This window comes from Streptomyces sp. NBC_00637 (assembly GCF_045161545.1).
Lineage (GTDB): Bacteria > Actinomycetota > Actinomycetes > Streptomycetales > Streptomycetaceae > Streptomyces.
Window position 1 is genome coordinate 3,094,733 of the sequence record NZ_CP109046.1, and the last position, 19,624, is coordinate 3,114,356.

The following is a 19,624-nucleotide window of genomic DNA, read 5'->3' on the forward strand; positions in this document are numbered from 1 at the left end:
CCCCCGGGTGACCGGCGCGTGCTCTGGAAGCTCCGGACCGGGGACCACCGTGCCGTCTGCACGGTAGAGAACGGGCAGCTCGTCGTGTGGGTACTGGCAGTCGGCAACCGCCGGGACGCCCACCACGACCTCCGAGCTCTCGTGCCCCCGGCCGGCGCGACAGGAAGGGCGCGCACCACGAGCGGCGGGGGCCGTCGTGGAGCGCGCCCTGGCGGAGTTCGCGGGCCGCCCCCGCCTACCCCCGGCGCAGATCGCCCTTTCCGCACGCCAGGCCGTCCCGGTCGGGGTCGAGCCCCAGCGGGTCGTCCTTGCCGTTGACCTTCAGCCGGCCGTAGTCGTTGGCCGAGAGCCAGGAGCAGCGGCCGGCCGTCGTCTTCCTCACCGTGGCCGGGAAGGCCGTCGGCACGCACACGTTGATCGAACCGTAGTGCCGGTCGCAGCCGGAGACGGTCGGGCCGACCGCCTGCGAGGTCCGCTTCCTGCCCGGTCCGGTGACCTTGCCGGTCAGGTCGTCGGCGAAGGAGTGCACATGGGGTGCGGCCTCGGTGCCGGAGGACACCGAGAACGCCGACGCGGAGTCCGCGCCCAGTCCCGCCGGGCCCTGGAGGTGCACCCACTTCGCCACCGACGGCACCCCGTTGGCGTCCACCGCGAAGAGCATGTACCAGCCGGGCGGCGCCAGGTCGGGGTTGCTCGTCACGTTGAGGTCGACGTTGGCGCCGTCGACCGACAGCGGGAGGTCCACGAAGCGCTGGTTCGGGTCGGAGGAGTGGGTCACCGCCGCGGGACGGATCAACTCCGCCTTGGCGACCGGCCGGTCCACCGTGATGCGCTGGGTGTCGCCGTACGTCCACTCCGTGTCGATGACCGATGTGATCGTCGGCCGGGCGCCCTTGAGCAAATAGGGCGGGGTGTAGATCGACACGTTGTGGTTCCAGGTGCCGTTGCCCGGGTTGTCGCCGGTCGACATCACCCGGCCGTCGGGCAGCAGGAACGAGGACGAGTGGTAACCGCGGGCCTGCGGGTCGGCGGCCACCGGGTCGAAGGTGTCGGTGCCCGGGTCGTAGAGCGACGACTCGAAGACGGGATCGGCCCGGTTGTGCAGCGCGCCGCCCGTCTCCAGCACCTTGCCGTCGGGCAGGAGGACGGCGGACACGTACATCTTGCCCTGGGCGCCGGTCTCGGGCACCGGTCCGTTGCCTAGGTCCACGGTGCCCTGCGGGAGCGGCGGTCCGGCGACGTACGAGGGGTTCGCGGCCTTCAGGTCGATGATGTCGGTCAGCCGGTTGCCGTCCGGGTTGGAGTCGATGTTGCCGCCGCCGAGGGTGAGGACCCGCTGGTCCTGCGCCGGCGGCAGCAGGACGCTCGCCGACTGGTCGCGCTGGTCCTTGTTCTGCAGGCCGGGGATCTGGGTGACCGTGTTGGCGTCGTAGTCGTAGACCGCCGAACCCGTGCCGGGGATGTTGTTGCCGAAGACATGGCTGCCCGTGTAGAAGAGGCGGCCGTCCTGCATCAGGATCATCGACGGGTACAGGCCCCAGTACGACCAGGTCTGGTTGACCTTCCACAGCGGCTGCCACCGCTGCTCGGCCTGCGAGAACAGTTCGGCCGTCACCGATCCGGTCGAGTCCTCGCGCAGCCCGCCGAAGGACAGCACGTCACCGTTGCCCATGACGGTGGCCGACGGGTACCAGTGGCCGTCGTTCATGTCGTTGGTCCTGCTGTACGTCTCGGTGACGGGATCGAAGACGTACGAGTCCTTGAAGCCCTCGTAGCCGTGTCCGCCGACGACCGGATAGGCCTTGTTGCCGCTCATCACGAGGACGCGCCCGTCCTGGAGCTGGACGTGACCGGCGCAGAACATGTCCTTCGGCGTGGGGACGACCTTGTAGCCGCCGTTCACCGGGTCGTACACGGCGCTGGTGAACGTGCCGGCGGCGAACTGCTCCTCGCTGTTGCCGGAGCCCGCGATCAGCAGCACCTTGCCGTTCTTGAGGACGACGGAGTGCATGGAGCGGACCGGGTTCCGCGTCGGCAGCACGTCCCATCTGCCGTTGGCGCAGGTGTCGGCGGTGCCGGTGCAGGCGGCGGGCGGGAGGACGTCCGGCACCTGGTCCATCGTGTAGTCGTCGGTGGTCACCGAGCCCGTCCCGTAGACGGAGACGCCCCAGGTGACGCGGTCGGTGCCGGCCGGCACCGCGGGGGTGCGGACGGAGGCCCGGGTGTAGGCGGACGCCATGTCCAGCGTCTTGAGGTCGGTCCAGTACTGCCAGCCCGCCGTCGTGTCGTGCCGGAAGAGGGTGAGGGAGGTGTCCGGGGTCGTCGACCGATACCAGAGCGACAGGTCGTACTGCTTGCCCGGCGTCACCGCGGGCGCGCACTGAGCCGACTCGGTGATCAGCGCCTTGCGGTCGCCGTCGACCCGGCGGGTCAGCGTCACCTTCATCGCCTTGGTGCCGGTGTGCGCGTCCGAGGTGTGCGTGAAGGTGAAGTCGTTGTCGCCCCACCCCGACTTCTCCCAGCAGGACGGCATGCCGTCGGTGCCCGCCGTCTCGAAGCCGGCGTTCTTGACGAAGTCGGCGGCGGACGCGGGCTGCGGGCCGGCCAGCAACAGGCCTCCGGTGAGGCCCGCCACCGCCAGCAGCGCGACCCGTCTGCGGTGTCTGTTCACACGGCTCTCCTTGCGGTGCGGCTCCCCCGCGGCCTCCTGCGGGGGAGGTAGACCAGCGCTTCGGTACCGGCGAAACGGACGACGAACGTCGTCACCAGCGCCAGCGCGGTCGCGGACAGCGCGCCCATCCCGAACCGGTGCACGAACAGCGCGATCAGCGGGATGCGCAGCACGAGGTCGGCGTTGGCGAGCAGGGCGAACCGGCCGGCCCTGTCCCACCAGCGGCGATGGGCGCGGCGGTCACGGAAGAGCAGGTGCTCGATGAGGACGAAGTTCCAGGCGACGCCGAGCTGGTTGGCGAGGATCTCGGCCGGCACGTAGTGCAGTCCCGCGGCGGTGAGGGCCCACAGGCCCAGCAGGTTGGGCAGGAACCCGGTCGCGCCGATCAGCCCGAAGCCGACCATGCGGGCGACCGGCGAGGCGGTGCGCAGTCCGACCAGGTGGCGCAGGAAGCGGAAGCCCTCCCGCGCGCTCGACTTGGACTCGCCCGCGAACCGCTCCTCGAACACGAACGGGACCTCGCCGACCGTGCGCGGGCGGCTGCGGACGGCGAGTTCGAGGAGGATCTTGTACCCGAGCGGTTTGAGGACGTCGGTGGTGACCGCGCTGCGCCGGATCGCGAAGAACCCGCTCATCGGGTCGCTGATGCCGTGCAGTCTGCGCGGGAACAGGGACTTCGTGAGCCAGGTCGCCCCGCGGGAGACGGCCACCCGGTAGCTGCCCGCGAGCCCGGCCCGGCTGCCGCCCTTGACGTACCGGGAGGCGACGACGAGCCCGGCGTTCGACCGCTCCCCGGTCGCCACCAACTCCGGTACCAGGGACGGGGGATGCTGGCAGTCGCCGTCCATGACGACGATCCAGTCCGACCCTGCCGTCTTCATCCCCTCGACGACCGCGCCCCCGAGCCCGCCGACCGGCTCCTCCCGGTGCAGCACGGTCACCGGGAACGGGCAGTCGCGCGCCGCGTCCCGGATGACCTCGGGGGTGTCGTCGGTGGAGTCGTCCACGAAGACGACCTCGCAGGGCAGCCTGGACGGCACCGACTCGGTGATCCGTCGCAGCAACCGGTGGATGTTCGCCGACTCGTTGAAGGTCGGGATGACGATGGTGACCGCGCCGGGTTCGGCGAGCTCGGCGGCGCTCAGATCGGGGACGGGGGCGCTGTACTCGGTGTAGTCGTGGCTCATCGGACGCCTCCGGAGTCGGTCTGGATCCGCCGGATCTCGATCCGGTCCTCACCGGAGCCGAAGGTGGCCACCGGCGTCGAGTGTTCGAGGGCCGCCCCGACCTGCGGCAGGTCGCTCGCGTCCCGTCGGACGGTCGGCGAGGCGACGACGTAGTCGATGTCCCGCCAGCCGTTCGGCAGGGTCTTGGCGACGGCCGGGTCGAGGTCGGCCTTGTAGAACCAGATGGCCCCGAGCCCGGGTTGGTAACCGGCGTGCACCAGGTCCAGCCAGAGCGCGTCGTCGACCAGGACGCGGGTGTCGGCCGGGTCCTCGACCTCCGTGGACAGCCACGCGGAGGCGGCGCGGTAGGGGGCGTTGGCGTCGGCGGTGACGGCGGTACGGTCGCCGTCGTACCAGCGCGGGACGACGTACGCCCCGGCCGCCAGGGCGAGGACGGCCGCGAGGGCGTAGCGGCCGCCGGTCCGCCACCGTGCCTCGTCCGGCCCGCGTCGTCTGCGCAGGACGGCGTGGGCGACGCTCGCCGTGCCGCCGGCGAGGACGAGCGCCAGGAACGGCAGCGCCTGGATGACGTACATCGCGGGCAGGTAGCCGTTTGGCCGCATCGCGACCACCGCGAGGATCGCCACCGCCAGCGACGGTCCGGCGAGGGCGCGGGCGGTGGCCGACCAGCGCCAGGTGAGCAGGAGCAGCAGCGCGCCGGCGAGGCCGCCGAGGATCAGCACCCGGTCGTAGTAGAGCCACGACCTCAGCGCCCCGTGGGAGCCCGAGCCCCGGTCGAGGATGAAACCCGAACCCGGCCGGGTAATCTGGTACTTGATGCCGTCCCAGAGGGAGACATGGCCGCTGCCCGGCACCAGTTCGCCCTTCAGCAGGGCGAAGAGGGGGTACGCGAGGCCGATCAGCACACAGGCGGTGACCGCGCCGGTGACGGCGAACTTACGGGTGTCGCGGTGGCTGTGCCGCCACATGGTGACGAGGACCGCCGGGAGGACGAAGAGCATCGTCTCCTTGGTGAGCACGGCCGTCGCCGCGGCGATGCCCGCCCCGAAGTGGTGCCAGAGGTGGCGGCTCGGCGAGGCGGCCAGCGTGAACGCGAGCAGGGTCCACATCACCGCGAGATTGTCGAGGAAGATCTCCCGCTGGAGGACGACCGAGAGCGGGGAGAGGCCGAACAGGACCATGCCGAGCCCGGCCGCCCACCGGGGCAGCGACAGCCGCCGCCCGAGGACGAGGACGAGGACGGCGCTGACCGCGCCGATGACGAGCATGGTGGCCCGCATCGCGCCGACGGTCATCGCGTCGGGGCTGATCAGCTTGGGGATCCAGGTCAGCAGGGCGAGCTGGATCCAGCCGAGGGGCGGGTGGTCGTACCAGTAGGTGTAGTGGGCGAGGCCCTTGCCCTCCTGGACGGCCCAGGCCTGGGCGAGGTAGGTGCCCTCGTCGTCGCTGAGGGCCGGGTAGTCGGCGATGTTCCAGCCCTGCACGACGAGGATCGCCACCAGGAGCGCCCCGCACAGGATCAGGTCGGCACGGGACCGGCGCAGCCGCTTCGGAGGGGCCGTTCGGCCGGTCGAACGCGGGTCAGGCGCAGGTCCGCGCTGCGCGGGGACCGTGCCGGTGGTCACCGCGGGAAGGGTGGAGGTCACGCAGGAACGTCCTCTCGGATCGCTGCGGGATCGGAAGCGGGTCCGGCTGCGGATCCGGCTGCGAGTGCGGGTGCGGCAGTGGCGGCGGTCAGATGTGCGCCGACATGCGAGGTCAACTCCCAGTCGTTGCGGCCGCGTTGTTCGCGCCAGACGGCGCGCATCGCGGCTCCCGCGAGGAGGACCTGGTAGAACGGTCCGCCCACGACGAGCTTGAGGTAGTGGACGAGCCGGACGCGCAGGCCGTACTGCTTGCCGAAGTCGTGCAGTCCGACGAGTTCGAAGACGAAGGTGACGAGTGCCGTCACGGCCGGCAGGAAGGTGACGAAGGCGATCCCGACGGGCACGTCGAGGAAGAGCGCGATCGCCACGTTGAGCGGGATGACGACCCCGGAGAACGCCTGCAGGAAGGGCGTCATGAGGGTGTAGCGGGCCAGCAACCGCTGCCCGAAACCGGGGAGTTGCTTCCAGTCCTTCTTCCGGTAGACCTGGAGGAAGCCCTGGTTCCAGCGGGTGCGCTGCTTGAGCAGGGACATGAGCGAGCCGGGGGTCTCCTCCCGGGTCACCATGTCGGAGTCGTAGGCGACGACGACCTGCTTGCCGACGCTGGAGAGGCGGACCCCGAGATCGCAGTCCTCGGCGAGGCAGTCGGGGTCCCAGCCGCCGGCTTCCCTGAGGGTGGGCGTCCGCACGAAGACGGTGTTGCCGCCCAGCGGGATGAAACCTTTCTGCGCATGCAGATGGAGCCGCGAGCGGAACCAGAAGAAGTACTCCAGGCAGTTGCGCAGGCTGTACCAGCTGGAGTGGAAGTTGATGAGCTGCACCCCGCCCTGCACGACGTCGGCCCCCGTGGTCCGGAAGGCGTGGTCGACATGGGCGAGCAGCTCGGGATGGACCTGGTCCTCGGCGTCGAAGACCCCGACGACATCGCCGCGGCAGTACGGCAGCGCCGTGTTCATGGCCTTCGGCTTGTTCTTCTTCTCGTGGGTGTCGACCACGACACGGACGCGCGGGTCGCGTGCGGCGGCGCTCTCGGCCACCGCCGTGGTCTCGGGGTCGTCGTGACCCACGATGACGATGATCTCGAAGTCGGTGTGGCCGGACTCCAGCAACCGCTGGATGGTGTGGTCCAGCACGGCCTGTTCGTGCCGTGCGGGAAGCAGCAGCGAGAAGGAGACGTGTTCGTCGCCGTCCGGGCTGCTGAACCGGGTGGAGGCGAGCACTTCGGGCGTACGCCACGCGTGCATCTGCCACCACAGGGTGAACGCCGCCATCCAGAACAAGGCAAGTGAGACGGCGGCGATGAAGACAGACGTGAGCAAGCAGATCCCCCCAGATCCCAGAGCCCCCTGTCGCGACGGCGGGTCACATCCGTCGCGTCACTGTGGAGAGACTAGGGGGACTCTGTGAAGTCCGGGAACTCTTCCGATAAATAGATTGTTTCGGAACTCTGTCGCTCGTAATCCGACTTATCCGAACAGGTGCCCTCGTCCTGACCGGCGAACGGCGGTGCTCTGCTGTGGGTTTCTGGTGTTTCAGCCGCTCACCACGGTGCCCAGCGCCGCGCGCAGTCGCTCCGGATCGGTGGTCGGGGCGTCACACGTGAAGTTACGGCAGACGTACGCGGTCGGTTCACCGTCGACCGCCGGCCGGCCGGCGAGCAACGGGAACTCGTCACTCCCCGGGGTGCCGACCGCGACCACGGCGCCCGGAGCGGTGCCCAGAAGCGCCGTACGGCGCAGCACAGCTGAGGCGGCGTCAGCCTCGCCGGGGACGACCACCGCGACCTCGCGCGGCCCGTCGAGCAGCGCCTCGGCCGCCGCCAGCCCCCACCCGATGAACCGGGGCACCCGCGGCCCGAGCGCCTTCACCACGCCCAACGCCCGTTCCGCGGCCGTGCGATGGGGCTCCGAACCGGTGTGGGCGGCATAGCTCAGCAGCGCGCCCGCGGCGGCGGTCCAGCCGGAGGGCACCGCGTTGTCGGTCGGATCCTGCGGCCGCCGGATGAGCCGCTCGGCGTCGGCGGCGGTGTCGTACAGCGCACCCGACTCGGGGTCGACGAAGCGGGCGAGGACGTGATCGAGCAGGAAACCGGCGAACTCCAGCCAGACGCCCTCCCCGGTGACGGAGGCGAGGGCGAGGAACCCCTCGGCCACGTCGGCGTAGTCCTCGAGCACCCCCGCGTTGGCCCCGACCTGGCCGTCCTTGCTGGTACGGGCGATGCGGACCTGCTCGTCGAGATGCAGCCGGACGAGCAGATCGGCGGCGCCGACCGCGGCCTCGACGAGATCCGGCCGGTCGAAGTAGGCACCGGTCTCGGCCAGCGCGGCGATCGCGAGGCCGTTCCACGCGGCGACGACCTTGTCGTCCCGGCCCGGGGCGGGCCGTCCGCCGCGCTCGCGCAGCAACCGCTCCTTGATCCCGGCGATCGTCTCCGCGTCGAAGACCTCGTCCTGCTGCGGGAGTTGCAGGACCGAGGAGCCGTGCTCGAAGGTACCCTCCTCGGTGACGCCGAAGTAGCGGGCGGCGAGCTCGGCGTCCCGCTGCCCGAGCACCTCGGTGAGCTGCCCGGGCGTCCAGACGTAGTACACGCCCTCGACGTGCTTCCCGCTCCCGTCGTCGCTGTCGGCGTCCAGCGCGGAGGCGAACCCGCCCTGCTCGGTACGGAGTTCGCGCACCATGAAGTCGGCCGTCTCCAGCGCGACCCGACGGGCGAGCTCGCTGCCGGTGGCCCGCCAGAGATGGGCGTAGACCCGGCACAGCAGCGCGTTGTCGTACAGCATCTTCTCGAAGTGCGGCACGATCCAGTCACGGTCGACGGAGTACCGGGCGAAGCCGCCGCCGAGCTGGTCGTAGATCCCGCCCCTGGCCATCCGTTCGCAGGTGTCCCGGGCCATCTGGAGGGCACCCTCGGCGCCGGTCCGCGCATGGTGGCGCAGCAGGAACTCGATCACCATCGACGGCGGGAACTTCGGCGCGCCGGCGAACCCGCCCCGCTGCGGGTCGTACTCCCGGGTCAGCCCCAGCAGCGCCTGCGACAACTGCTGCTCGCCGGGGGCCATGCCGTCCCCGTAGGAGATCTCCCGCCCGGCCAGATCCCGGACGATCTTCCCGGCGACCTCGGCCACCTCGTCCCGCCGCTCGGTCCAGGCCTGCCGCACCCCCTCCAGCACCTGCCGGAAGGACGGCATGCCCTGCCGGGGCGCGGGCGGGAAGTACGTCCCGAAGTAGAAGGGTTCGGCGTCGGGCGTCAGGAAGACGGTCATGGGCCAGCCGCCCTGGCCGGTGGCCGCCTGCACGGCCTCCATGTAGACGGCGTCCACGTCGGGACGCTCCTCCCGGTCGACCTTGACGCTGACGAAGTGCTCGTTGAGGTGGTCGGCGGTCTCCTGGTCCTCGAAGGACTCGTGCGCCATCACATGGCACCAGTGACAGCTCGAATACCCGACGCTCAACAGCACCGGCACGCCCCGCCTGCGCGCCTCCTCGAAGGCCTCCGCCGACCAGGGCCACCAGTCGACGGGGTTGTCGGCGTGCTGGAGGAGGTAGGGGGACGTCTCATGGGCCAGTCGGTTCGGCATGGGTCCATCCTGCCGCAGCACCCCGCCCGTCAGGCGTCAGGCGCCCCCGGGCCGTCGCCGCTCCGGCGACCCGAGGCCCCTCGCCCCCTCGCTTCACGGGGCCGCCCACCGCACACTTGACCAAGGAAAGCGGTGACCTCCGGAGGGGGACGGGACATGCGGGACGGCCATAGGGCGGAAGCCGAGCGGTTGTTGGCGCGGGCCGTGGAGGAGGAGGTGCGGCGCTCCGGCGGCCGCAGCGACCGGCAGGTGCTGATGACGCGGGCGCGCGGCGCGCTGGACGCCATGGCGCAGACCGCCGCCGAGGAGTACGAGGCGTACGCGCGCGCCCTGGAGGAGACGGAGGCCCGGCAGGTCACCTTCGGGCAGCGGTACGCCCGTGAGGGCGGAAGGACTCCCCTACTGGTGGCGGGCGTTGCCGCCGTCACGACGGCGGTCGCCGATCTCGCGCTGGGCACCGGTCCGGGCACCGCGCTCGGCGCCGGGGTGACCGTCGGGGTCGTCGGCGCCGCGGCGACCGTCATGAAGGTGGCCGGCTCCCATCTGCCGGCCGCGCATCACCGGGCCGGCGAGGCCGGGCAGCCCGGAGGCGCCGAACAACTGCGACTGCAGTGGCTCACCGCACTGGAGGTGCGGGGCATCCGGCCGTTCCTGGACCAGCAGCGGATGCTGAGCGCCACGACCGGCCCCAAGAAGGCGCCGGGACCGCAACTGCGCGGCGCCGACAAGAGCGCGGCGGCGCGCGGCCGGACCGTACTGGCCCAGTCGTTCGCCCAACTCCCGGAACCTGCGGGCCCCTTCGCCGGGCGCCGGACCGAACTCGGGCAGCTCCGGCAGTGGGTGCAGGCGGCGCGCGCCGGCACCGAGACCCGGCCGACGGTCGTCATGCTGCACGGACCCTCCGGCAGCGGTCGCACCACCCTCGCCGTGCGGGCCGCGCACGATCTGCGCGACCAGTTCCGCGGCGCCTGCGTGGTGGACCTGCGCGGCGACAGCGCCGAGGAGGCGCCACTGCCCACCCGGGACGCCCTGCTGCACCTGCTGAACCGGCTCGGCGCGCCCCGCGAGCAGCTCCTCTTCCGGGAGCGCTCCTCCGCGGACCAGCAGGTCAAACGGCTCACCGAGCTGTACCAGCAGCACCTGACGGGCCTGCCGGTCATCGTCGTCCTGGACGACGCCTCGGACCCCGAACAGGTCCGCGCACTCGTGCCGGAACGTTCCGACAGCCTGGTCCTCGTCACCGCCCGGACCCCGCTGAAGCTGCCGGCCGAGCTGTCGGCGTGGGTGCACGAGCTGGCGGTGCGCCCCCTGGACGCGGCGGGCGCGGAGGAACTGCTGGGCGCCGCCGCCCAGGACGCCTCCGGGCCCTACGATGCCGAATCCGCAGACCGGATACGGGAGTTGTGCGGCGGACTGCCGCTGGCGCTGCGCGTCGTGGGCTCCTCGCTGGGCCCGCGCTCACCGCGCGCGCTGGCCGCGGACCTCGGGGTGTACGGACCGGTGAAGCCGGTCGAGCGCGCCCTGTGGCTGCGCTACACCGACCAGCCGGACGTGACCCGCAGGCTCCTGCGCCGGCTGGCCCTGGCCGGCCGGACCTCGCTCGGAACGGCCGCGGCGGCCGCCCTGCTCGCCACGGACCGTGCGGAGGCGACCCGCCATCTCACGGCACTCGCCGACGCCGGCCTGGTCGACCACGTGCGCGGCGACCGCTACCGCCTGCACGACCTGGTCCGCGTCTTCGCCCAGGCCCGGCTGCTCGACGAGGAGGAGCAGACCGAGCGCTCGGCGGCCCAGGAACGCCTGATCGTCAGCTACGCCGAGCTCGCCGACTCCGTGCTGCGGCTGGTCGACGGCAACATGTCGACCCGCTCGGACCGCTTCACCCCGCACGGCTTCACCTCCCTGGACGAGGCGCTGCGCTGGCTGGACGACGAGTCGAGCTTCATCACGGCGACGCTGCGGCACGCGGAGGGCGTCGACCAGAACGCCGTGCTGAGTCTGCTGGGCGCCCTGTGCGACTACTGCCTGCTGCGCGGCGACCTCTACCGGCTCGGTGAGATCAGCGAGCTGGCGCAGTCGGTCGGCCAGGACCTGCTGGTGCGGTCCGTGCAGTGGCGTACGGGTATCGCGGCCCGCCAGCTGGGCGAGCTCGACAAGGCCCGCACGACGCTCAGCTCGGTCGTCGACCTGTACCTCCAGGCCCACCACGACGCGGGCGCGGCCCGCGCGCTGTGCTCGCTGGGCATCACGCTGCACCACCAGGGCCAGCTGACGGAGGCGGCGGCGAAGCTGCGCGAGGCCATGGACCTGCAGGCCGCGCCCGAACTGGCCACGGACCGGGCCTGGACGATGCACGCGCTGGCCGCCGTGCAACGGGACAGGGCACATCTCGCCGAGGCCCTCGACCTGCTCACCCGCTCCCTGGTCCTGCACCGCGAGGGCGGCTCCGTGCACGGCGAGGCGTGGGCGCACTTCCAGCTGGGCCAGCTGAATCTGCGCCGCGGCGACGTCCCGCGGGCCGAGGCCGATCTGCGTCAGGCCCTCGATCTGTACGGCCGCACCCGCGACGCCCGCGGCGAGGCCTGGGCCCTGACGCAGCTGGCCCGAGCCCGTCTCATCGCCGGGGACCCGGGCCCGGCGGCGGAGGACCTGCGCCGGGCGTCCGCCCGGCACCGGGACAACGAGGACGCGCGCGGCGAGGCCTGGACCGTCTACTACCTGGGCCTGGCCCTGGAGGAGACGGGCGACCTGGACCACGCCGTCCGCGAGCTGGAACGTTCCCGCTCGCTCTTCTCCCGCATACGGGACGTCTACGGCCTGGCCTGCGCCCGCCACCACTCGGCCCGGGTGACCCGCGACCAGCGCGCCGCCCAGACCGGTTCGCTGCGCAACTCGGGCTTCGCCCGGCAGCTCCTCGTCGACGCGCGCGCCGACTTCCAGCGCATCGGCGTGGCCCACGGCGAGGCCTGGACCTGCCTGGAGCTCGCCATCGTCGACGCGGGGAACGCCCGTACGCAGGCGGCGCTGGCCCTGTGCGACGAGGCGGCCGGCCTGTTCGCGTCGTACGGCGACCGGCGCGGCGAGGACTGGGCCCGCTTCCTGCGCTGCACCCTGCTGCCGTACGCGGCCCCGGGCGGGGTCGAGGTCGGCACGGCGGTGGCCCAGGAGGAACTGGCCCAACTGGTCCGCAGCCGCCACCCGCTGCGCGACAGCGGACTGCACGAGTGCCTGGAGGCCTACGGCCTGCTGCTGGAACGAGGCATCCGCCTGGAATCCGGCTGGCAGGCCTGGCGCCTGGGCCTGGTACCCGGCAGGCACGGACGAGAGGTCATGGGGGTGGCGGTCGGCGAGTCGGCCCGCGACGGCGCGGGCGACGCGGCGGGCGACGCGGCGGGCGACGCGGCGGGCGACGTGTAGGCGCCGGCAAGGGGGCTCGTGCCGGGGCGGGTGTTCGCGTCCGGGCGGGCCCTCACGCTGGGGCGGAGTCCTCGCGCTGGGGCAGGGTGCTCGCGCCGAGGGGGCCTCACGCCGGGACGGGTGCTTCGCGCTGGGCGGGGTGCTCGCGCCGGAGGCCCCGCGCCGAGGGGCCTCGCGCCGGAGTGGGCGCTCGCGCCCGGACGGGGCGTCACGCTGGGGCGGAGTCCTCGCGCTGGGGCAGGGTGCTCGCGCCGGAGGCTTCGCGCCGAGGGGCCTCGCGCCGGAGTGGGCGCTCGCGCCCGGACAGGGCCTCGCGCCCGGGTGGGGTCCTCGACGCCCACACCTCCGCGCGGATGGGGCGGGGTGGTGAGCTCGGGCGGGGTGGTGAGCTCGCCCCGCCCTGCGCGTCCTCGTCGAGCCGCTCGCGAGGTGGGGCGTTCAGCCCGCCGCACCCCACGCGTTTGGGCCGAGCCGCTCGCTCAGCGGCTCGGCACGCACTCTCACCCGCATTCGCCCCGCGATCGCCTTACGACGCCGAGGAGGGCTTCCCCGTCGCGGTCGTCGAGGCGGTCGTCGCCGACGTCGCGCCGGTGGCGGCGGTCTGCTCCGGGCCCGCCGGCTCCGACGGCTCCTTGAAGTCGACCTTGCCCATGTGCTTGCTCATGGACTTCATCAGGCCCCACACCGCCACGGCCATCGCCGCGAAGACGATGAAGCCGAGGACGCCGGGGGTGACCTTGTTCTCGTCGACCTCCTTGGCCAGGGGGGCGAGGTGCGTCATTGCCAGGCTCACGCTTGCGCTCATGTCAGGCATTGTCGCGGATGCCCGCAAAGAGGTCGTCCTCGGGGAGGGAGGTACCGACGAGGGACTTCGCGAGCTCGTACTCCTCCGTGGGCCAGACCTCCTTCTGGATCTCCATCGGCACCCGGAACCAGCCGCCGTCGGGGTCGATCTGCGTGGCGTGCGCGATCAGCGCCTTGTCACGGATCTCGTAGAAGTCGGCACACGGAACGTGCGTGGTGAGCGTGCGCTCCTTCTGCCCGAACTCGTCCCAGCGCTTGAGCCAGTCCCCGTAGGGCGACTCCAGGCCGCGGTCGAGCATCGCGTGGTGCAGCGCCTCGGTGCGGGGACGGTTGAAGCCCTGGTTGTAGTACAGCTTCGACGGCCGGTACACGGGCCCGAACTCGGCCTCGGGGTACTTGACGGCGTCCCCCGCACCCTCGAACGCCACCATCGAGATCTTGTGGGTCATGATGTGGTCGGGGTGCGGGTAGCCGCCGTTCTCGTCGTAGGTGGTGATCACCTGGGGACGGAAGGAACGGATCTGCTTCACCAGTTCGCCGGCCGCCTTGTCGACGTCCTCCAGCGCGAAGCAGCCGTCGGGCAGCGGCGGCAGCGGGTCGCCCTCGGGCAGGCCCGAGTCGATGAAGCCGAGCCACTCCTGCTTGACGCCGAGGATCTCGCGGGCCTCGTCCATCTCCTTCTTGCGTACCTCGTGGATGTGCTCCTCGATGTACTTGTCGCCCTGAAGCTTGGGATTGAGGATGGAGCCGCGCTCCCCGCCCGTGCAGGTCACCACCAGCACGTCCACCCCCTCGGACACGTACTTCGCCATGGTGGCCGCGCCCTTGCTCGACTCGTCGTCGGGGTGCGCGTGAACGGCCATCAGTCGCAGCTGGTCAGTCAAGACTCAATCCTCGGTAAGTCGGCGCCCGGTGTGAACCGGCGCGATCGCAGGCTTCTATAGTGACCGAATCGGGAGGCGAATAATTCCGCGCCGGGAGGACGATCATGAGTACGGCGAGCACGCGACTGCCCGAGGGCCGCTACGGCCGTGCCTCGGACGAGCGGGCCGACCACAAGCTCAAGATCGTCGGCGCCGTACTGGGCGCGCTCCTGCTGGCCATGGTCGGTTACTTCGCCTACCACTACGTCGGCCAGAACAAGATCAGCGCCGAGGTGATCACCTTCAAGGCGACCTCGGACGAGGCGGTAGAGCTCCACCTCGAGGTCCGCAAGGACTCGGGCGCGAGCGGCTACTGCACGGTGCGGTCGCAGGCGGCGAACGGCACCGAGGTGGGCCGGGCGGACTTCCGCTTCTCCGGCTCGGACACCCGCATCGACCGGACGGTCACGCTGCGTACGACGGCGAAGGGCACCACGGGCGAGCTGCTCGGCTGTCACGCCGACTGACGCGGACCGAACACCGGGGTCACCGGGGCCACCAGAGCCACCGGGCGAGCGGATCCTCCGCAATACGCACACGCTGACCTGCGCCGACGTAATTCTGATGGCTTATGTCCTCCCCCTTCGGCCACTGAATTGTTAGGCTCGTGGTTTCGCCCATCACCTGAGGAACATGCTTTTGGTAGGGCGATGCTTTGTATTCCCAGTACCGACGAGGAGCACCTGTGACCCAGACCAGCGAGTCCGTCACCTGGCTGACCCAGGAGGCGTACAACAAGCTCAAGGTCGAGCTTGAGTACCTTACTGGTCCTGCGCGCACGGAGATCGCCGCCAAGATCGCGGCCGCGCGCGAGGAGGGGGACCTGCGTGAGAACGGTGGGTACCACGCGGCCAAGGAGGAGCAGGGCAAGCAGGAGCTCCGGGTGCGCCAGCTGACCCAGCTCCTCGACAACGCCAAGGTCGGCGAGACCCCGACGTCCGCGGACGGCGCGGTCGCGCCCGGCATGGTCGTGACGATCGCCTTCGACGGCGACGAGGACGACACCATGACCTTCCTGCTCGCCTCGCGCGAGTACGCGAGCTCGGACATCGAGACCTACTCGCCGCAGTCCCCGCTCGGCACCGGCGTGATCGGCCACAAGGTCGGCGAGAACGCCGAGTACGAGCTGCCCAACGGCAAGAAGGCCTCCGTGCGCATTCTCAAGGCCGAGCCCTACAGCGACTGACCGGCCTCCGCCCGTCGCCCCCGCTGTGAACGGCCCCCGGCGCTCATGCCGCCGGGGGCTTCCTCATGCCCCGGAGCGCTTCCCCGTACCCGCAGGCGCTTCCCCCGCCCGGGAGTGCTCAGGCCGTCGCCGAGCGGTACTTGCGGACCGCCAGCGTCCGGAAGATCACGACGATCAGCACCGAGTAGATCAGCGAGGCCCAGACCGGGTGCTGCATGGGCCAGGCGTCGGACGCCGACTGGCCCGGGTTGGCGAAGAGCACCCGGCAGGCCTGGACGGTGGCACTGAACGGGTTCCACTCGGCGATGTGACGCAGCCACGGCGTCATATTGCTGGTGTCCACGAACGCGTTGGAGATGAAGGTCACCGGGAAGAGCCAGATCAGTCCGCCGGAGGTGGCCGCCTCGGGAGTGCGGACGCTCAGACCGATCAGGGCGCCGATCCAGGTGAACGCGTAGCCCAGCAGGAGCAGCAGCCCGAAGGCGGCCAGCACCCGGGCGGCGTTGGTGTTGCCGTCGGAACCGACCCGCCAGCCGACCAGGAGGGCGACCACCGCCAGGACCAGCAGGGTGAGCGCCGTCTGCACGAGGTCGGCGAGCGTGCGGCCGGTGAGCACCGCGCCGCGCGCCATGGGCAGCGAGCGGAACCGGTCGATGAGGCCCTTGTGCATGTCGTCGGCGATGCCCGCGCCGGCTCCCGCGGTGGCGAAGGTGACGGTCTGCGCGAAGATGCCCGCCATCAGGAAGTTCGTGTAGTCGGAGGCGCTCGTGCTGCCGCCGATCTGCATGGACCCGCCGAACACGTAGGTGAACAGCACCACGAACATGATCGGTTGGATGAGTCCGAAGATGACCATCTCCGGGATGCGGGACATCCGGATCAGGTTGCGCTTCGCGATGACCAGTGAGTCGCGGACGGACTGGCCGAGCGGATTCACGGGCTTGGGCGCCGCGCCGCGTACGGCGTCGGTGACGGCACTCATTTGACGCTCTCCTTCTTGCTCTTTCCGCTCTGACCGTGCTCGTCGCGCTGGTTCTGCCGGCTCTCCCCGTTCTCCTCCGTCTCCTCGGCCTTCGTCTCGGCGACGTGTCCGGTCAGGGAGAGGAAGACGTCGTCGAGGGTGGGGCGGCGCAGACCGATGTCGTCGATCTCGATGCCGCGGGTGTCGAGCTCACGGATGACCTCGGCGAGGAGCTTGGCGCCGCCGGTGACAGGCACGGTGAGCTTGCGGGTGTGCTGCTCGACGGTGGTCTCGCCCTTGCCGAAGCCGGCCAGTACCTCGGCGGCCGTGGCGATGTGGTCGCGTTCGTGCACCACGACCTCCACGCGCTCGCCGCCGGTGCGGGCCTTGAGCTGGTCGGAGGTGCCGCGGGCGATCACCCGGCCGTGGTCGACGACCGCGATGTCGTGTGCGAGGTGGTCGGCCTCTTCGAGGTACTGCGTGGTGAGCAGCAGCGTCGTACCGCCCGAGACGAGGCGCTTGATCACCTCCCACAGCATCTGGCGGTTGCGCGGGTCGAGGCCGGTCGTCGGCTCGTCCATGAACATCACGGGCGGTGAGACGACGAGCGCGGCGGCCAGGTCGAGGCGGCGGCGCATTCCTCCGGAGTAGGTCTTGGCGGTGCGGTCGGCGGCTTCCGTGAGGCCGAACTGGTCGAGCAGCTCGGCGGCCCGGACCTTCGCCGCGCCCGCCTTCATCTGGTAGAGGCGGCCTACCATCTGGAGGTTCTCGCGGCCGGTGAGGTATTCGTCGACCGCCGCGAACTGGCCGGACAGGCCGATGGAGCGGCGCACCTCGTTCGGGTGCTTGAGCACGTCGAGGCCGGCGACCACGGCCCGGCCGCGGTCGGGGCGCAGGAGCGTGGTCAGGCAGCGGACCGTGGTGGTCTTGCCGGCTCCGTTCGGCCCGAGCAGGCCCAGGACCGTGCCCTCCGGGACGTCCAGGTCCACGCCGTCCAGAGCCTTTACGTCGCCGAAGGTCTTCACCAGGCCTTCGGCGTAGATGGCACCTGGCATATCAGTCTCCACGTCATTGAGGATTCTTCGGAAAGCCTAGGTTTGTACTTTTCGTTCCGCCCGATGAGAACCGATGCGAGGTGGGGGGAGCGGCGCGAGACACACCATAACGCGATGTATCGCGTCTCACAATGCTCTTTCTCGAACGAGTGACGAACGGGCTCGAAGCCTCCGACCGGCCTCAGTCGATGACGGTGTAACCGGCTTCGCGCAGGGCTCGGCCGACCTCGGCGCAGTGCGCCGGCCCCTTCGTCTCCAGGTGCAGCTCGACCTCCGCCTCGGTCAGTCCGAGGCGGGGGTCGGTCCGCAGATGGCTCACGTCCAAGACGTTAGCGTCGACCACTGACAACGCCCCGAGAAGCGTGGCGAGGGCGCCCGGCCGGTCCGTCAGCCGCAGCCGGACGGCCAGGTAGCGACCCTGCGCCGCCATGCCGTGCCGCAGGACGCGCTCCATCAGCACCGGGTCCACGTTGCCGCCGGACAGGACCGCGACGACCGGGCCCTCGAAGGCGCCGGGCGCGCTGAGCAGTGCGGCCACCGGGCTCGCCCCGGCCGGCTCGACGACCAGCTTGGCCCGCTCCAGGCACAGCAGCAGAGCCGCGGACAGCTCGTCCTCCGTCACCGTGCGCACCTCGTCCACCAGGTCGCCGACGATGGAGAACGGCACGTCACCGGGCCGGCCGACCTTGATGCCGTCGGCCATCGTCGCCGGGGTGCGGATCGACACCGGCCGCCCGGCCGCCAGCGAGGGCGGGTACGCGGCGGCCCCCGCCGCCTGCACCCCGACGATCCGCACGTCCGGCCGCAGCGCCTTCACCGCGACCGCGATGCCCGCCGCCAGCCCGCCGCCGCCGATCCCGACGACGATCGTGCGCACCTCCGGGCACTGCTCCAGGATCTCCAGGCCGACCGTGCCCTGACCCGCGATGACGTCGGGGTGGTCGAAGGGGTGGATGAACACCGCGCCCGTCGCGGCCGCGTACTCCTGTGCCGCGGCCAGCGTCTCGTCGACCACCTGACCGTGCAGGCGCACCTCGGCACCGTACTCACGGGTGGCGCTGATCTTCGGCAGCGGAGCGCCCTGGGGCATGAACACCGTGGAGCGCACGCCCAGCACCGCCGAGGCCAGCGCCACGCCCTGCGCGTGATTGCCCGCGCTCGCCGCGACGACCCCGGCGGCCCGCTCCTCCGGCAGCAGCCCGGCGATCCTGACGTACGCGCCGCGCAGCTTGAACGACCCCGTCCGCTGGAGGTTCTCGCACTTGAAGTGCACCGGCGCCCCGACCAGCTGGGACAGGTGCCTGCTGCCCTCCATCGCGGTCGTCCGCGCCACGCCCGACAGCATCTTCTGGGCCCCGCGCACATCGTCGAGGGTGACGGGACGCAAGGAGTCGGCCGTGCGGTAGCTCATGACTCCAGCATCGCAGTTCACAGGCGGCCACGACCGCTGTGACCAACCTCCGAGACCGGTTTGCGCAGCGTCGGTACGACCCGCCTTCCAGCCGCGTACTCTGTCCCCCATTCCAGCAGCCCCTTCATGAAGTGAGCCCCCGGCCATGCCCACAACACCTGAAATGTCGATGGACATGACGACCGTCGGTGACACCGGTCTTCTCGACACCTTGCAGCACGAGGTCGCGGTGTTCGCCCGCCGTGCCGAACAGACCCGTCTCGGCGGCGTCGGGCAGGTGCGCAACTCCATGGACCGCGCCGCGTACCTGCTGCTCAACCGCCTCGACAAGGAAGGCCCGATGGGCGTCAAGGCGCTCGCCGCGAGCATGGGCATCGACTCGTCCACCGTGACCCGGCAGGTGGCTCCGCTCGTCGACACCGGCCTGGTCAAGCGGACCTCGCACCCCGAGGACGGACGGGCCGTGGTGCTCCAGCTGTCCCCGCGCGGGCAGTCCCGCCTGGAGGAAGTACGGTCCTCCCGGCGTCAGTTGATGGCCGAGTTGACGGACGACTGGGCGCCGGAGGAGCGCGAGACGTTCTGCGAGCTCCTCACCCGCTTCAACACCGCGCTGTCCTCCCGGATGGCGGCCCAGGGCGTACCGGGCACGGAAGCGTCGCCGGCCGCCTCCTGAACCCGTCGCACGCGCGCGTGCGACGACTTTCCGGCGGCCGTGCGCGGCTCTTGACCGAAAGCCCACCCCTGGCCTCATATGAGACCGGGGCGTATGGCCCTCCAGGGGGACG

General features: G+C 71.2%; 14 protein-coding genes. 4 read left to right on the top strand and 10 right to left on the bottom strand.

Annotated features, from left to right (window positions below; genetic code table 11):
* Positions 1–235: 235 nt before the first annotated feature.
* The 5 genes from OG440_RS13220 to OG440_RS13240 form a co-directional block, all read right to left on the bottom strand.
* On the bottom strand, positions 236–2,671 hold the full coding sequence (locus OG440_RS13220; RefSeq protein ID WP_406007042.1) for a galactose oxidase-like domain-containing protein: 2,436 nt from the start codon (positions 2,669–2,671) through the stop codon (positions 236–238).
* Positions 2,668–3,858 carry a glycosyltransferase gene (locus OG440_RS13225; protein ID WP_406007043.1) on the bottom strand — a complete coding sequence of 397 codons (1,191 nt, stop codon included), beginning with the start codon at positions 3,856–3,858 and terminating at the stop codon, positions 2,668–2,670. The genes OG440_RS13220 and OG440_RS13225 overlap by 4 nt, the downstream gene beginning before the upstream one ends.
* Positions 3,855–5,504, bottom strand: a complete 1,650-nt coding sequence (locus tag OG440_RS13230; RefSeq protein WP_406007044.1) for an ArnT family glycosyltransferase — start codon at positions 5,502–5,504, stop codon at positions 3,855–3,857. Before OG440_RS13230 ends, OG440_RS13225 begins: the two co-directional genes overlap by 4 nt.
* Complete coding sequence (locus OG440_RS13235) at positions 5,501–6,823, bottom strand: glycosyltransferase (protein WP_406007045.1); 1,323 nt, start codon at positions 6,821–6,823, stop codon at positions 5,501–5,503. Before OG440_RS13235 ends, OG440_RS13230 begins: the two co-directional genes overlap by 4 nt.
* 213 nt (positions 6,824–7,036) lie before the next feature.
* Positions 7,037–9,082 (bottom strand): thioredoxin domain-containing protein, encoded by a 2,046-nt coding sequence (locus OG440_RS13240; RefSeq protein WP_406007046.1) that lies wholly within the window; start codon positions 9,080–9,082, stop codon positions 7,037–7,039.
* Positions 9,083–9,238: 156 nt separating this feature from the next.
* On the opposite strand from OG440_RS13240, the gene OG440_RS13245 reads away from it, so the two are divergent.
* Positions 9,239–12,499 carry a tetratricopeptide repeat protein gene (locus tag OG440_RS13245; protein ID WP_406007047.1) on the top strand — a complete coding sequence of 1,087 codons (3,261 nt, stop codon included), beginning with the start codon at positions 9,239–9,241 and terminating at the stop codon, positions 12,497–12,499.
* A 526-nt stretch (positions 12,500–13,025) separates the two neighbouring features.
* Here OG440_RS13245 and OG440_RS13250 read toward each other — a convergent pair.
* Both OG440_RS13250 and mca read right to left on the bottom strand, forming a co-directional pair.
* Positions 13,026–13,313 (bottom strand): hypothetical protein, encoded by a 288-nt coding sequence (locus OG440_RS13250; RefSeq protein WP_406007048.1) that lies wholly within the window; start codon positions 13,311–13,313, stop codon positions 13,026–13,028.
* A complete protein-coding gene (mca, locus tag OG440_RS13255) occupies positions 13,306–14,166 on the bottom strand; it encodes a mycothiol conjugate amidase Mca (RefSeq protein ID WP_406011340.1) in 861 nt (286 codons plus the stop codon). Before mca ends, OG440_RS13250 begins: the two co-directional genes overlap by 8 nt.
* 125 nt (positions 14,167–14,291) lie before the next feature.
* On the opposite strand from mca, the gene OG440_RS13260 reads away from it, so the two are divergent.
* A complete protein-coding gene (locus OG440_RS13260; protein ID WP_406007049.1) occupies positions 14,292–14,693 on the top strand; it encodes a DUF4307 domain-containing protein in 402 nt (133 codons plus the stop codon).
* 218 nt (positions 14,694–14,911) lie between these two features.
* Positions 14,912–15,412 (top strand): transcription elongation factor GreA, encoded by a 501-nt coding sequence (gene greA / locus OG440_RS13265; RefSeq protein WP_406007050.1) that lies wholly within the window; start codon positions 14,912–14,914, stop codon positions 15,410–15,412.
* Positions 15,413–15,530: 118 nt separating this feature from the next.
* Here greA and OG440_RS13270 read toward each other — a convergent pair whose 3' ends face one another.
* The 3 genes from OG440_RS13270 to ilvA form a co-directional block, all read right to left on the bottom strand.
* The gene (locus tag OG440_RS13270) at positions 15,531–16,394 is read right to left on the bottom strand and encodes an ABC transporter permease (protein ID WP_406007051.1); all 864 of its coding nucleotides are present in this window, start codon (positions 16,392–16,394) and stop codon (positions 15,531–15,533) included.
* Positions 16,391–17,428: an ATP-binding cassette domain-containing protein gene (locus OG440_RS13275; RefSeq protein WP_406007052.1), complete on the bottom strand. Its 1,038-nt coding sequence runs from the start codon at positions 17,426–17,428 to the stop codon at positions 16,391–16,393. The genes OG440_RS13270 and OG440_RS13275 overlap by 4 nt, the downstream gene beginning before the upstream one ends.
* 181 nt (positions 17,429–17,609) lie before the next feature.
* Positions 17,610–18,839 carry a threonine ammonia-lyase gene (ilvA, locus tag OG440_RS13280; RefSeq protein WP_406007053.1) on the bottom strand — a complete coding sequence of 410 codons (1,230 nt, stop codon included), beginning with the start codon at positions 18,837–18,839 and terminating at the stop codon, positions 17,610–17,612.
* A gap of 163 nt (positions 18,840–19,002) precedes the next feature.
* Between ilvA and OG440_RS13285 the strand changes: the two genes are divergently transcribed.
* Entirely contained in the window at positions 19,003–19,512 is a 510-nt protein-coding gene (locus OG440_RS13285) for a MarR family winged helix-turn-helix transcriptional regulator (RefSeq protein ID WP_406011341.1), read from the top strand.
* Positions 19,513–19,624 lie beyond the last annotated feature (112 nt).